12 protein-coding genes are annotated in these 15,323 nt (G+C 51.1%); 10 read left to right on the plus strand and 2 right to left on the minus strand.

All coding sequences use genetic code 11. The features are described 5' to 3' along the window. Window positions 1-61: 61 nt before the first annotated feature. The 10 genes from PORAS_RS08140 (at window position 62) to PORAS_RS08185 (ending at window position 9,559) form a co-directional block, all read left to right on the plus strand. A complete protein-coding gene (locus PORAS_RS08140; protein WP_013760888.1) occupies window positions 62-1,414 on the plus strand; it encodes an Ig-like domain-containing protein in 1,353 nt (450 codons plus the stop codon). A gap of 355 nt (window positions 1,415-1,769) precedes the next feature. After that, window positions 1,770-3,029: an ATP-binding protein gene (locus PORAS_RS08145; protein WP_013760889.1), complete on the plus strand. Its 1,260-nt coding sequence runs from the start codon at window positions 1,770-1,772 to the stop codon at window positions 3,027-3,029. A 369-nt stretch (window positions 3,030-3,398) separates the two neighbouring features. Beyond that, complete coding sequence (locus tag PORAS_RS08150; RefSeq protein ID WP_013760890.1) at window positions 3,399-4,286, plus strand: cell division protein FtsX; 888 nt, start codon at window positions 3,399-3,401, stop codon at window positions 4,284-4,286. 31 nt (window positions 4,287-4,317) lie between these two features. Continuing rightward, entirely contained in the window at window positions 4,318-4,578 is a 261-nt protein-coding gene (locus PORAS_RS08155; RefSeq protein ID WP_004331857.1) for a DUF3098 domain-containing protein, read from the plus strand. A gap of 24 nt (window positions 4,579-4,602) precedes the next feature. Next, window positions 4,603-5,454 carry an undecaprenyl-diphosphate phosphatase gene (locus PORAS_RS08160; protein WP_013760891.1) on the plus strand — a complete coding sequence of 284 codons (852 nt, stop codon included), beginning with the start codon at window positions 4,603-4,605 and terminating at the stop codon, window positions 5,452-5,454. A gap of 1 nt (window position 5,455) precedes the next feature. After that, window positions 5,456-6,220, plus strand: a complete 765-nt coding sequence (gene truB, locus PORAS_RS08165) for a tRNA pseudouridine(55) synthase TruB (protein WP_004331869.1) — start codon at window positions 5,456-5,458, stop codon at window positions 6,218-6,220. 49 nt (window positions 6,221-6,269) lie between these two features. After that, window positions 6,270-7,343 carry a tRNA preQ1(34) S-adenosylmethionine ribosyltransferase-isomerase QueA gene (gene queA / locus PORAS_RS08170; protein WP_004331863.1) on the plus strand — a complete coding sequence of 358 codons (1,074 nt, stop codon included), beginning with the start codon at window positions 6,270-6,272 and terminating at the stop codon, window positions 7,341-7,343. A 35-nt stretch (window positions 7,344-7,378) separates the two neighbouring features. Further along, complete coding sequence (gene folK, locus PORAS_RS08175; RefSeq protein WP_013760892.1) at window positions 7,379-7,846, plus strand: 2-amino-4-hydroxy-6-hydroxymethyldihydropteridine diphosphokinase; 468 nt, start codon at window positions 7,379-7,381, stop codon at window positions 7,844-7,846. Beyond that, entirely contained in the window at window positions 7,843-9,255 is a 1,413-nt protein-coding gene (gene mnmE / locus PORAS_RS08180) for a tRNA uridine-5-carboxymethylaminomethyl(34) synthesis GTPase MnmE (RefSeq protein ID WP_013760893.1), read from the plus strand. The genes folK and mnmE overlap by 4 nt, the downstream gene beginning before the upstream one ends. Window position 9,256: 1 nt before the next feature. Next, on the plus strand, window positions 9,257-9,559 hold the full coding sequence (locus PORAS_RS08185) for a nitrous oxide-stimulated promoter family protein (RefSeq protein ID WP_013760894.1): 303 nt from the start codon (window positions 9,257-9,259) through the stop codon (window positions 9,557-9,559). Window positions 9,560-9,870: 311 nt separating this feature from the next. Here the strand turns inward: PORAS_RS08185 and PORAS_RS08190 are convergent, their stop codons facing one another. Continuing rightward, on the minus strand, window positions 9,871-12,741 hold the full coding sequence (locus tag PORAS_RS08190; protein WP_013760895.1) for a leucine-rich repeat domain-containing protein: 2,871 nt from the start codon (window positions 12,739-12,741) through the stop codon (window positions 9,871-9,873). A 34-nt stretch (window positions 12,742-12,775) separates the two neighbouring features. After that, complete coding sequence (locus PORAS_RS08195; RefSeq protein WP_245528024.1) at window positions 12,776-15,235, minus strand: leucine-rich repeat domain-containing protein; 2,460 nt, start codon at window positions 15,233-15,235, stop codon at window positions 12,776-12,778. Between the last annotated feature and the right edge of the window lie 88 nt (window positions 15,236-15,323).

Raw genomic sequence — 15,323 nt, forward strand, 5'->3', positions numbered from 1 at the left:
AGAGCCTCATATCTGCACTCTTTTATATCGCATACTAACTAATCAAACTAATTGATATCCTATGAGAAAACTAACAATCGTTTTATCCATGCTCTTGATGGTCGTAGGGCTTTCGTCTTGTAAGAAAGACAAAAACGAGCCTACCCCAGTGCCAACGAAGATTACGCTAGACGCTACTTCCGTCACACTCAAGGTCGGAGAGAGCAAGCAGCTCACAGCTACCGTAGAGCCTAAGGGTCAAAAGTTTACCGTCAACTACAAGAGCGACAAGCCCGAAGTAGCCACAGTCGATACCAATGGTCTCATCAAGGCTGTTGCTGAGGGTACGGCAAAGGTTACCGCCACTGTAGGCAAGATTGCTGCAGAGTGTGTCGTAACAGTCACAAAAGATGGTGGAGGCTCCTCTACCACGGAAGGTAACGAGCTACCTCTACTTAAGTTTGACATAGAGAGTGATGAGGACGCTGACGTTCTCGCTCACGAGAATAAGATCGGTCGTGTGGCTGAAGATGTTAAGATCGGAGCTCAGGGCCCGTTCGGAGGCTTTGTCAATAGAGATCTAACGATACCAGCCGTTGTCTATGGACTCGCATTCGATGATGGCAGGAAAGTCATCGTCGCTCTCGGTAAAGAGCCCCTAGCAGACTGTCCTAAGACGACTGCTATGCTTGCTGAGTATGGCTTTACGAATCTACAAGAAGGACAGTTCGACGATGGAACGTCATACAAAGCAGCACAGAAGGATGATGATCCGACAGTAACTGTAATACTCCAAGACCTTGGTACGACAGATGATTACGGCGCAACGCTGCAAATTATGTTCGTCCAGACACCTCCTAAGAAGGATATTGAGATCGCACACCCTGTCATCCCTGGTGCTAAGGACTTCCCTGACTACAAGACCTTAATGACAGGCGATGTTGCTAAGATGAAGGAGTTCGAAACCAAACTCGGCTTCCGCGAGTTCTACGCTAAGGAGAGTGATGAAGCTAAGAAGAACCTAATGTTCGTAACCACGGAGTCTTCTATGGCTCAGAGCAACTTCCATCTTGTATTCTACGTATGCACACCTACTGGAGGTGGCCCATTCATCAACAGTGTCGTAAACTTCGTCAAGAATGCAAAAGACTTCGATGATCCTAAGCTCAAGGAGTGGTTCACAGCTAACGGATATGGAGACAAATTCACAGCTAATAGTCAGAATGGCTACGCATACGGCTACGATGCTACAGGCAAGATTATAGCTCAGGTCTTCATCAACAAAAAGGGTGATGCAGCTATGCTTCAAATCTTCGAGGATACGGAGACTCAGTCTGCAGCTCAGATGCGCAGTCTAGCTATGAAGCAGTACGAGAAGATGCAGTCTCGCAAGATCTTTAAGCAGCACAAGCTACAGCAGCTACGCCGTCGCTAAGCTCAGAGACGACCATCGCTCAGTAGCGATCGTCACTAGCTAGCGCACGCTACATACGAGGAGCACCATACAGTATGGACACTGTATGGTGCTCCTCTCCTTTGTTTGTATGACCACTCTACCCTTAGACGCTGCAGCTTGTGGTATCGATGATAGCCACAAGGGGAAACGTTCAGTCCCCGCATAGAGGTCGTCTCTTATCCTCTCTGTTGATTAGCATACGCCAGCCTAGCTCTCTTTCCAGCAGCTCAACAGAGGAGCTAGCCTGTCTACTTGAGCGTCTTCAAGTAGACAGAGTTTTCAAGTGTACTTGAAAATACCTACATTTGCAGAAGAATTTCAAGTACACCTGAAAATGCTCACGCCGATAAGGAAATACAACTTTTGGGATGAGAACCCTATAGACTTAGGGCATCCACGCATATTCTACACGGATAAGATAGGGCAATACATTGATAACAAACTGATCAAAGTATTGGTAGGTCAGAGACGTGCTGGGAAGAGCTACATCCTAAGGCAAATAGCCTCACAGCTAATTGCCAACGGCACTTGTCCCAATAACATTCTTTACATCAACAAGGAATACCTGGAGTTTTCAGACGTTCTTGACTATCAAGACCTCGAGAACCTATTTCAGCAATACAAGAAGGATCTCAACCCGCAAGGGAAAGTATTCCTCTTCATCGATGAGATACAAGGCATTGAAGAGTGGGAGCGGTTTGTCAACTCACATGCTCAAGACTATGCTGAGCCTTGTGAGGTATTTATCAGTGGATCCAACTCTAGTCTGCTATCTGGTGAACTTGCGACGCTACTATCGGGAAGATATGTAGCGTTTGAGATACTCCCCTTTAGTTTTTCAGAGTTCTGTGGCATCACTCAGAGAGTGCCTAATAGAGAGAGTTATATTGATTTCCTTCAAACTGGAGCCCTGCCAGAGCTTTTCAACCTCCCCAATGATGAGATGAAGCAAAACTACGTCTCTTCGATAAAGGACACTGTTATGCTTCGTGACATTGTCGCTAGGTATAAAGTAAAGGATGTGAAGCTCCTAGACGACCTCTTTGTGTATCTAGTCAATAACGCCTCCAACATTATCTCCATCGCCAACATTGTCAACTTCTTTAAGTCTCGAAATAGGAAAACCAACTACGAGACACTCTCCAACTACATCTCTCATCTCGAGAGTACTTTCCTCGTGCATAAGGTAGAAAGATATAATATCAAGGGCAAGGAGACTATTTCGGCCAATAACAAGTACTATCTGAATGATTTGTGCTACCACAATTACCTCTATTCAGGATTTGGCTATGGGATGGGGTACTTATTGGAGAATGCCGTCTATCTAAGCCTTAGACGAGCTGGATATCAAATCTATGTAGGCACGAACAAAGAGGCTGAGGTAGACTTTGTCGCTGTCAAAGGTAGCAAGAGGTTATATTTCCAAGTCACGCTACAACTAACGGAGCAAGAGACAATAGAGCGAGAGTACCGCTCTCTTCTGTCGATAGAAGACAACTTCAAGAAGTATGTGGTCAGTTTGGATGACTTCAAGCTTCCAACAAATGAAGGGATTGACCATATTTCGGCGTGGGAACTTGACGCTATTCTGTAACGCATAAAACCCATTCTAATTACTGCCCCTTGTTCAAATCGACAAGGGGCTTTTTGTATGCTAACTTCGCCTTCAGACTTGCGTCCCATCGAGGGAGCTAGTTAGCCTTTGCTTGTTAGCCTTTAGCTAGCCAATAGCTAAAGGGCGAAGCCGATACAACTACTATAGGGACGCAGTGACATTAGTCAACAGCCAACGGCCAACCTTAGCTCCGCTTCAGATATTTGAGTACCTTTGCATAAATACAGTATGATGCTCTTTGTATAGTCTCTGATAGGGACTAAGAGGAGAGCGCATACTGCTGCTTGACCTGTTTTATCTGTATATACTGCAGCCCGCACATTTCACCGCTAAGATTCACGCATGCCTATGTCGCATCACACACCTCGTCCACGGCGCCGATCGTTACTGCCCTCCTCAAGGATTATTGCGATCGTATGTATCGCCTTGCCACTCTTTCTGCTGGGATCTATAGCTCTCCTGGAGGTAGGCAAGTGCCACCTAGAGCAGTCAGTGCGTGAGGAGATGACCTTCACCGTCCTACTAGATCCTGAGACTACCGCTCAGGATAGCATACGACTGATGCAGCAAGTGAGCCAGGCTCCATACGTCAAGGATGTGACCTACATAACGTCCGCCGAAGCTGCACGACAACTCGAGGAGGAGATAGGCGAAGACCCTGTGGCTGTCCTCGGCTTCAACCCCCTACAACCCTCTCTGGAAGTGCATCTCAAGTCGCACTATGCGGTGGCCGATAGTATGGCTCAGATAGAGCAAGACTTTGCCTCGTGGGGCAATGTACAGATGATGAGCTATCGTGGAGATATGCTCCACATGATCGATGAGAATATGCAGCATCTCTCCACAATCCTACTGATCGTCTCACTAATCCTGCTGATCATCGCTATCATACAGGTCAATAGTATGACCCACATTATGATCTACAGCCGACGCTTCTTGATCCGCTCTATGACCTTATTGGGCGCCAAGCCTAGCTTGATACGTAAGCCCTTCACTACTTACAGCATTTTCAATGGTCTGTGGGGCGGATTGCTGGCGGTCTGTATGATCCTAGGCACGCTCTGCTACATGACGCAGCGCAACCCTCTACTCCTCAAGAGCTACCTCAGCTACAGCGAGGTGGCTATCATCCTTGGGGGGATCATCTGTCTCGGCATCTTGCTCTCGTGGATCACGGCCTCGATCTCGACGAGCAAATACATTCGTATGGATGGCGGACGTATCGTCATGGCTTAGTCATTATCTTATACATCACAACTTATCTATTATGGTATTTGGCAAGAAGAATTATATCCTCCTAGCGGTCTCCGTGGGGATCATCATCTTGGGTCTCCTCTTGATGTCGGGAGGAGGTAGTGCAGACAGTACAGAGTTTACGGCTGAGATCTTTAGCACACGTCGTATCGTGGTAGCTCCTATCGTCACGCTGATCGGCTTCCTCATGATCATCTATGCTATCATGGCTAAGCCCAAAAGCTCCAACAAAAGCAAAGGCAAGAATAGCGATACAACCCTACAGAACAAGTAACCCTCTTGTGCCGATACTCTTAAAATGACGCTACTCGAATCCATTATCCTAGCCATCGTGGAGGGACTGACGGAGTTTCTCCCAGTCAGCTCCACGGGGCATATGATCCTCACACAAGGTATACTCGGGATGGAGAGCACCCCTTTCCTACGAGCCTTTACGGTGATGATCCAGTTTGGTGCGATCCTATCGGTCGTGGTACTATACTACAAGCGCTTCTTCACCTTTCGGGTGGAGGAAGGCGCACGACCATTGCCTCAGCGCTGGCAGTGGGTAGGACGCTTCTCTTTTTATATTAAGCTCCTCGTCGGTCTGATCCCTGCAGCCGTCATCGGGCTACTACTAGAGGAGCAGATAGACAAGCTTCTGGACAATGTCTACGTGGTCGCCACGATGCTCTTCTTGGGTGGCATCTTTATGCTCTTCATCGATCGCATTTGGCCTGCTAAAAAACAAACTGTGGAGCGTCCGTCGTACCGCAACGCTTTCGTCATAGGTTGCTTTCAGACCATCGCCATGATCCCTGGGGTGTCACGCTCTATGGCGACGATCGTAGGTGGACTGCAGCAGCGACTCACGAGACGAGCAGCGACCGAGTTCTCCTTCTTTCTAGCAGTGCCGACGATGCTAGGCGCCACCCTGCTCAAGGGCTACAAGCTGCTCGCTGATCCCGTCTCTAGTCAGATGCTTCAGGAAAACTGGACGGCACTACTCGTGGGCAACGTGGTTGCCTTCGTGGTGGCACTGCTGGCGATCAAGTTCTTTATCAACTATGTGACCCGCTACGGCTTCAAGCTCTTCGGCTACTACCGTATCGTGGTCGGACTACTGGTACTCATCCTTCTACTCTGCGGAGTACCTCTAGCAATGCACTAAGATGAATCAGGAAGTCTCCTCCAAGCTCTATACGCCTGCTGACCTACAGGCCCATCGCCCCCTTACACTTCGTACGGGAGCGATCATACCACTGGACAAGCCATTGGGGTGGACCTCCTTTGATGTGGTCAATAAGGTGCGTATCATGGTGCGCCAGGTGACGGGTATCAAGCGCATCAAGGTGGGACATGCTGGGACACTCGACCCGCAGGCGACAGGCGTGCTGGTGCTCTGCACGGGTCGTGCCACGAAGCTCATCGAGCAGCTGATGGACCACGACAAGGAGTACTGCGCCACGCTCCAGCTCGGAGCCACCACACCTTCCTTCGACAGCGAGCACGAGATTGACGCAACCTATCCCTACGAGCATATCACGGAGGAGATGGTGCGAAGCGCTTTGAGCCAGTTCACGGGTGAGATCGATCAGCGACCTCCGAGCTTCTCGGCGATCAAGGTGGGCGGCATACGAGCCTATGATCTAGCCCGTCAGGGGCAAGAGGTAGAGCTGGCACACAAGCGTGTCACCATCCACGAGTTGGAGCTGGTAAGCTTCACGCCCCCCACTCTACAGCTACGCATCGTCTGTAGTAGAGGCACCTACATTCGTTCGTTGGCACGTGACCTAGGCACGGCTCTCGACTCGGGAGCTTATCTCACCAAGCTGGTGCGGACACGCTCTGGCGAGATCTCTCAGGCGGACTGCTTTAGCCTCGATCAGATGGACGAGCTACTCGCCCTAACGCCTGACGAGGAAAAGCTTCCCTAACTAACACCCTTACTATCCCCACTCTATCCCATTAGAAACAAGATCCAATATGCGACATAAAGCGAAGCTATCACACTTTGACTACAAGCTCCCCGAGGAGCTCATTGCCCAGTACCCGACCACCTTCAGAGATCAGTCTCGTATGATGGTGCTACACCGTACCGATGGTTCTATCGAGCATAAGAACTTTGTGGATATCATCGACTACTTTGGCGAGAAGGACACCTTTGTCTTCAACGATACGAAGGTTTTTCCCGCAAGGCTCTATGGCCTCAAGGAGAAGAATCAAGCGAAGATCGAGGTCTTTCTCCTGCGCGAACTCAATGAGTCGCTGCGTCTATGGGATGTCCTCGTAGATCCAGCACGTAAGATCCGCATCGGCAACAAGCTCGAGTTTGGCGAGGAGGGCGGTGCCCCTGTGCTGGTCGCCGAGGTCATTGACAATACCATCTCGCGCGGTCGTATCTTGCGCTTCCTCTACGACGGCTCTCACGAAGACTTCCTCAAGGATCTCTACAGCCTAGGCGAAGCTCCGCTGCCTGAGGAGATCAAGCGACCTGCCGAGCCTAGCGACCTAGAGCGCTATCAGAGTGTTTTCGCCAAGCACATTGGAGCCGTATGCGCTCCCGCAGCGAGCCTGCACTTTAGCGACATTATCCTGCACAAGCTGCGCCTACAGGGCTGCAACCTCGCTTTCCTCACACTGCACCACAACCTCTCCAGCTACCAGGAGATCGAGGTAGAGGCGATCAGCAAGTATAAGGTAGAAAACGAGGAGATGTATATCTCTGCTGAGTGCTGCGACATCGTCAATCAAGCGCGCGACGATAAGGCGCAGATCGTTGCTGTCGGAGCAACCGTCATGCGAGCCCTCGAGACAGGCGTCAGCACGGACGGCTACCTCAAGGAGTTCAGCGGCTGGACCAACGAGTTCATCTACCCGCCTTACCACATTCACCTGCCGACCGCCATGCTGACCAACTTTAATGCGCCGAAGAGCATCAACCTCATGTGCGCTGCCACCATGGGCGGAGAGAAGAATGTGATGAATGCGATGAATGTAGCGGTCAAGGAGAAGTACCGCTTCGGCTGCTACGGAGATGCGCTCCTCATCATGGACTAGCCGTATCACGCTCAGCAACTCCTGCTCCCTACCCTATGCCTACTGCTTACATAGCTCTCGGTAGCAACCTCGACGATCCTCGCCACCAGCTGCTAGAGGCGATTAGGCGGATGCGTCTCGGTGGACTCCAAGTCTACAGCATAGCCCCCTTTATGGAGACTCGCCCCGTGGGCTTCGCTTCGGAGCATCTCTTCCTCAATAGCGTTGTGGCGGTGCACACGACAGCAACGCCAGAAGAGCTTCTAGCACAGCTCCAGGCTATCGAGCGTGAGATGGGGCGACGGCACAAGTCGCACGACGGCATCTACTCCGACCGAGTCATAGACCTAGACATACTGCTCTACGACCAGTCGGTCGTGACCACACTTGAGCTCACGATCCCGCACCCTCGTATGTGTGAGCGAGCCTTCGTCTTGCAGCCTCTCAGCGACATAGCGCCTGAGCTCACCATCCCCACGACGGGGGCTACCGTGGCTCAGCTACTAGGAGCCTTGCCCTCATGATACATGATCTGAGCGAAACGATCTGCGCACCGGCCACCGCACTAGGCGGAGGGCTTGCCGTCATACGCATCTCGGGAAGCTTAGCCCCGCAGATCGCCGAAAGGCTGCTTGGCAAAAGGCTCACACCTCGTGAAGCTACGACCGCTGGACTACGAATTGACGGGCAACTTATAGACCTCGTCGTAGCCACCTACTTCGCCGCGCCACACTCCTACACTGGTGAGGAGGTCGTCGAGCTCTCCTGCCACGCCTCCCCCTACATCGTACGCTCCATACTAGAGTGGATCGCTCAGCAAGAGGGGTGCCGTATGGCCGATCCTGGCGAATTTACCCGTCGTGCCTTAGCGCATGGCAAGCTAGACCTGGCCGAGGCGGAGGCGGTCGCTGACCTCATCGCTGCGACCACTGCCACACAGCACAAGATGGCTATGGAGCAGCATACGGGCAGGCTCAGTCATCTACTCAACGAACTGCGGGCGACACTCCTACGTTTCGCCGGCCTTCTCGAGCTAGAGCTAGACTTTAGCGAAGAGGATGTCGCCTTTGCCGATCGCTCCACTCTAGTTGAAACGTTAGCCACCATACAGCACCAGCTCCGCCTGCTCACGCAAAGCTTTAGCACAGGGCAAGAGCTACAACAAGGCATCCCGACCGCCATCATTGGTGCACCCAATGTGGGCAAGAGCAGCCTCCTTAACGCCCTCCTCCAGCACGAGCGAGCCATCGTCAGCGACATCCCTGGCACCACCCGCGACACTGTCGAGGGGCGACTAACCATCCGAGGCACACTCTTCCGACTCATCGACACCGCCGGTCTGCGCCAGACGACCGACCTTGTGGAGCAGCTGGGCATCGAGCGCAGCTACCAGCAGATATCCTCGGCACGGCTCATCCTTTGGGTCATCGCCCCGCCCCTACCCACGTGGGACGAGCTAGAGGCACAGCTCAGCGAGATCCTTCGGCTTACCTCCCCCGAGAGTACCCTCATGCTCCTGCTCAACAAGCGGGACCTACTCACCGAGCGTGAGGTCACAGACTGGCTCAGCAACTGCTCCTCCTTGTTGCAACGCACCAATGGCAAACCGCACACTACCTCTCCGCTAGCCATCTCAGCACGAGCTGCTCAGGGCATCGAAACCCTCGAAGAGCTGATGGTCACCAGTACCCAAACCCTTCACAGCGATGAGGAGACCGTGATGCTCTACAACCTGCGCCACTACGAGGCGCTCACCAAGGCGAGTCGTGCCTTAGAGTTAGTCTCCGAGGGACTCCACAACGGCTTGACCAGCGACCTTATTACCCCCTATCTCCGCGAGGCAATCGAAGAGATCGGCCTCGTCACAGGCGCCTCCATCACCTCCGACGAGGTGCTCGGCTTCATCTTCTCCCACTTCTGCATCGGCAAGTAGTATGAGACAGGGACGTATCGCAGAGGAGCAGCAGGTCATTCGGCAGATGATCCAGCTCTACTGCAGGCAGAAAGAGGGAAATGAGACGCTCTGCGACAGCTGTCGCGAACTACTCGAGTACGCCACACGGCGACTAGAGCGCTGTCGCTATGGTGCGACGAAACCCACCTGCCGCAAATGCCCTATACACTGCTACCGACCCGATATGAAAGCCCGCATTCAGGCGGTGATGCGCTGGGCCGGTCCACGTATGCTCTTCCACCACCCCCTCGCCGCCCTCAAGCACCTCCTCCGCGAGCTCTAGTCCACCCGCAAGGCTCACGCATAATCCTTCGCTTTTTACTTGCACAGGCACTGAATCAGCTGATCGATACACCGTCATAGTGCTACCCATTTGACAGTTTCCCCGATCATTCAGATCTCTTCTAACGCTCTTTTACTGAATAGCCACGTAGAAAACATCAAATTTCTACGTGGCTATTTTTTATTTCCTACGTAGGGGAGAAATGATTCCTCCGAAGTTTCATTTGATTCCTCCGAAGTTTCATTTCTTCCCTACGTAGGGATTTTTCATTCCCCACATGGAGATTTGAGAATCTCCACGTGAGGATTCATTTACATCACCCGAATGGTGTGGTGAGCTGTCGCCATAATGAGCGGCGTAGACTGGATTGTGGCGAGAGAGATCGTGCTCGAGCCCTCCACGTCGCTAAGCGTGCGCACGAGGAGCTCACCCGTAGCAAGATATAGCGACACCTCCTCGAGAGGCTCTAGTCCTGTGACGTAGAGCATCTGCGTAGTAGGATCTCTGTAGACCTTCACCTTTTGATCGGTTAGGAGGGTGTTGCTGGTGATCCCTTCGTAAGGTAGCATATTCAGAGAGTCGCCATTGTAGTCGTAGACAGCCCAGTTCTTCTGTTTAGAGGCGTCTACCTGCTCTTTAGTACACTCATTTGCTTCAGTCGCTGCCTTATTATTGACTACGACAAATCGCCCTTGCTCCTTACCACTCCTATCGGGTAGAGCCTCTACGATAGCATGCATAGCAGCACTGCTCAGCTTATTGCCATAGCAGAAGAGATTGTCTAGTGCTTGAGAGACAGGCATGATGAGCTGCGTGAGGGCGTTGTTGCCACAGTAAAGGTGCTGTAGCTGGGCATTGTGAGAGAGGTCGAGTGTGCTGAGCTTGCAATCATCGAGATATAGTCTCTCTAGCAAGGTACACTGAGAGAGGTCTAGAGCAGTCACAGGGACACGTGTCATCGATATGTAAGTAATCTGAGGACAGTGTGTTAGGTCTAGCTCGGAGATGCTTGTTGCGTTGATGTTGAGACCTTTTAGAACAGTGCAAGGAGTCAGATCGAGGGAAGTGATAGCTGTCGAAGGGACGCTTAGCTGCTCCAGCTGACTTCCCTCTGGGAAGAGTAAGCTAGAGATCCCAGTAGAAGCTAGATAAAGCTCCTTAAGCTGTGGAGAGTGTGAGAGATCCAGCTCGGTCAGCTGCTCATTGATTGTTGCCGTAAGGCTCTCTAGCGAAGGCAGATGGGTAATGTCTAGAGCGGTGAGATAGTTCTCCTGCAGATTCAGTAGCACGACATCTCCGTAGATGTATTGTACCGAGTCAGCTACTAGATAAATGCCGATCTCTTGATCACCCTCGGTAAAGCTACCTTGATAAGTGAGCCCCTTTACTTCAATGGGAGATCCATCTTTGGTAACGGCCGTTATAAAGAGCTTTTCGCCCTTGGGTAGTTCTGTCTTAAAGAGAGCATACGGCTTGACCTCCTCGGGATCACCTTCGAAAGGCTTCATCTCGTCTTTACTTCCATTGAAGTCGTATACCGTCCATCCCTTAGCCTTGGCATTAGAGACGCAAGTTACGGTACATACGTTTGCCTCCTGAGGATCACTCTTGTCGACAGCGATCAAGCGACGATCTGTAGAGTTGCTGTTTGGAGACAACGCTGAGACAATCTCCTGAAAAGCTGCGGCAGAGAGCTTATTACTTCTCACGTCCAGCTCTTGTAGCTGCTGATGTGTCCCCAGCTTCACCTCTGTGAGTGCATTCTTACCAACTCGGACACGCCTGAGCAACGGGTTATGACTTACGTCTAGTGACGTAAGCTTAGCCTCACTGATGTAGAGCATCTTGAGGAGGGGCAGGGCGCTTAGATCTATGGTCTGAATGTTCGTTCCATTCAGTCGTAAGTCTTCGATCTTAGCATTATGAGAGAGGTCTATCTGCTGTAACTGTGTCCAGTTGAGACTGAGTACTCTGAGCAGCGGATTGTTAGATAGATCTATCTCCGTAAGAGGCATATTGGCAAGGTAAGCGGTCTCTAGCAGTGGTGCGTGTGTGAGATCTAGCTTTTCTAGCGAGCAGTCTGTAGTAACTATATGCTTTAGAGCTGGTAGCATGGAGACATCAAGACTCTTGAGGTAACCATTCTTGTGGCAGTACACCTCTTCGAGTATGGTGCAGTGAGACAGGTCTAGTGATGAGATGAGATTATCACTGCAGTCAAGCATGGTGAGATCCCCCTTGACCTTGACCTCAGAGCCTGAGAGTTCACATACGTAGACGGGACCATTGCCGTAGTTGTCTGTACGCACGATGGTGGCGCCCTCTAGCTCTACGTGTGTATTCGTCTCTTTGGTCGTCCACATTAGCTTGACTTGGTCCCCAGCGATCAGGTTTGTCTTGAGGGTTATATAGTTTGATGAGACGACAGGGACATAATCGTTTCCGTAGTATGGCTCCATCTTTTGGGGACTACCCTTGTAGTCATACATCTCCCAATTCTTTTCCTTAGCAATAGCTACGTGACTCATCGAGCAACTGTTACCTTCTAGGGCACTCTCTGTATCGATGACTATCATGCGCGCAGGTTTGCTGTCCGATATGAGTGGGAGAGACTCTACAAGGAGCTTCATATTGTCCGAATTTATCTCATTGCTGTAGCATGCTATAAGCGTCAGAGCTGGACAGTCGGCGATGTTGAGTTGAGCAAGGCCATTTCCATTCACGAGCAAGGTCTTGAGCTTGTTGAGTCCTGCGAGGTTCAGGTCGTAAAGGCGATTGTCTCCGACGTCTAGGATCTCTAGCTCTTTAGAGGCAGAGAGATCAAGCGCCTCGACATTGTTTCCCTCGATACGTAGCTCTCGTAGGTAAGGCAGTCGGGTCACATCAATCTGAGCTAGATCAGAGTGTGAGCAGTCTATAGCTCGTATGTTGCCCCCAGAGAGCTTGATGGTGTAGTCTTTGAGCTGGTAGATATAGTTCTTTACCCCATCTTGCTGCTCGATACGGAGGAAGTAAGCGCCCTCGACAGCTGGATCGGTATCACACTCTATCTCTATGGAGACCTCCGTGCCGATGTTTCTCTCGAAGGAGAGCGTAACCTCCTCTCCCTCTGAGGCGAGGAGTGCCTGAGGTATACAGATCCCTAGTAGGGCATATACGATAGCTAGTAGTTCTTTTCTCATATCTATAGATGTTTAATGCATGTTGTACGTCTGATTACTCGCCTCTTGAAAGAGCGACTACGCGACTATGTCCCATGGCTGAGAGTACGATCTGTGGCGGGTAGTCTGTGATGTCTATCGAAGTGACCTCCTCTCGGACAGTAGTCCTATAGAGTAGGGCTCCCATCGGAGAGAATATGAAGAGCTCCTCGCCTATGGGCATATGGCGTATCTGAAGCTCTCGTCCCACTTGTGCCACCACCCAGCTCTGTTGTAGGGGGTGCTCTATGGGATTAGGATTGGGGACTCCCTTGTATCTCTTGGCCTTCGTGGGACTTCCATTGAAGTCTAGGACGAGCCAATTTTTTGTCTCTCCCTGCGCTACATCTCTCTGATAGGCGCTATTACCCTCGGTCTCTATCGAGCTATCGCAAAAGAGTAGTCGCCCACGACTTCCATCGGGTCTACTGGGTAGGCTTGCGAAGAGACTAGAGGCATGAAGCGTATCGATCTTATTATCATAGCAAGCGAGTTGCTGTAGGTTAGGATAAGTTCCTAAGGGGATGCTTTGTAGCTTATTGTGCGAAGCTTCGAGCCTTAAGAGAGGAGCCTCTTGGGGCAGGGTCAATCGCGTTAGAGCATTGCGACTGCAGTCTAGATCCTCTAGATGTGGAAGTGCAGAGAGATCTAACTCTGTCAGGTTGTTTTCAGAGCAGGAGAGAGACTTCAGTCGCTTATTGCTCGCTAACGAGAGCTCTGTCAGTTGTAGCTTATCCATATTCAGCGTTTCCAATTTCTCACACTGAGATAGGTCTACCTCCCTAAGCGCACTATAACCAGCGTATAGCCGTCGCAAGTTTGTCAGTGAGCGCGCATCGATCGTTGCGATACCACACCCTACAATCTGAAGCGTCTCTATCTTTTTGTTTGCAGTGAGATCTAGAGCTTGTAGCTGTGGGTTCTTTACCAATAACAGCTCCGTCAGCGAGGGCGCTTGAGAGCAGTCTAGCATGGTCACGCCACAGTCGCCAAGGTCCAGCTTTGCGACACTACCGGCTATGGTTATCAGTTCTTTATCTACCCGATAGACCTCGTAGGGCGTATCTCCAGGTGCGTCTAGATAGAGTAGCGTCGCCCCAGATACGGAGCAATCCTCTCCCGCCACGGGAGTAATCTCCACGAGGAGCATCTCCCCGACAGCTCGGTTCGTCTTAAAGGTGACTCCCCTTCCCGAAGCAATCTGTGGCGTGTAGTCCCAGCCTTTGTAGTATATCAGCTGCTCCTCATCATTGACGATGGCTAGTGGCGTAAAGCCCTTGTCTTTGAGCTGGCTTACGATATCTGCCGAAAAGCGATTACCATCTCCTACCGCCTCCCGGCTGTCGAAGACGATCGCTCTCCTAAATAGGTTCTCGTCATCGCTCGTCGCCAATGCACTAACAAGCGATGCGACCTTAGCCTCCGACAACTTATTATTGGCCACACTTAGGAGGAGCAGGGGCAGGTCGGCACTTAATTGTATCTCTACCAGCTTGTTGTTGCGACAGTCTAGCTGCTTCAGGAGCTTTAAGCCCGTAAGATCTAACCGCTCTAGAGCATTGTCCTTACAGATCAGCGAAGATATCAGTGACTCCGTGGAGAAGGTCAACTGCGTTAGCTCAGCCTGAGAGCAGTCCAAAGAGAGGATGTCTCCATAGAGCAGGATCGTGCCACTCCCCCCTAGTCGTAACTTAAGGTGAGCCTCTCCTGAGAAGTACTTCTCTTCCGAAAGGATCTCAGCTCCCTCAATGCGATAAGGTTCGTCACTTCTTATCGTGATAGAGATCTCACTGCTTTGCGGCTTTGCCGAGGATAGCGTGATCAAGCGATCCGACACTTGAGGCACATAGTCGAAGCCCCTATATGGCTTCATACTAAACGGGCTTCCGTTATAATCAAAGACCTCCCAACCTTTCTCCTTAGCCGTTTCGACAGCTTGCTTAGAATACTTATTTCCCTCTTGCTGTGTATTATCGACTGCTACGAGCGTCCCTGCTTGGTCCCGTTGTGGCAAGTGACTAGGTAGTGCTTCGCACACCGACTGAGCAAGTTGGTTACCATGTATATCCAAGTAGCTAAGCTGTGGGCAGCTCCCGATAGATAGCTCCTCCAGCCGATTGTTGTAAAGAGCCAGTCGTTGTAGGTGTGGTAATGCTGGGATCTCCACGGTGGTCAGCTCATTGTATGAGAGATCTACAAAGTCTAATGCACTGCTTGAGCCTAGATCTATGGAGGTCAACTTATTTTTGTACGCAAAGAGTGTCTGCAGCCTCGCAGCCTGCGATAAGTCTAGCTGTGTAATCTCTTGGTCACTACAGTCAAGCTCCAATATTGCTCCCTTGAGCTTAACCTCCTGTGAGAGAAGCGTGTAATACGAAAACGTAATCCCCTGCATCTGCTCACCGCGCACGAAGCGCAGTCCCTCTGTCACCACCTCCCCATCGGCATTGATCTCTAGTCTGATCTCACTATTCACAGGAAGAGCAGTCACAAAGGAGATCTCCTCCTGAGCTGCCAGCTCCTTCGCTCCCAGACAACAAAATAAAAGTGACAGAATCAATCCA

It is taken from the genome of Porphyromonas asaccharolytica DSM 20707 (assembly GCF_000212375.1).
Taxonomy (GTDB): domain Bacteria; phylum Bacteroidota; class Bacteroidia; order Bacteroidales; family Porphyromonadaceae; genus Porphyromonas; species Porphyromonas asaccharolytica.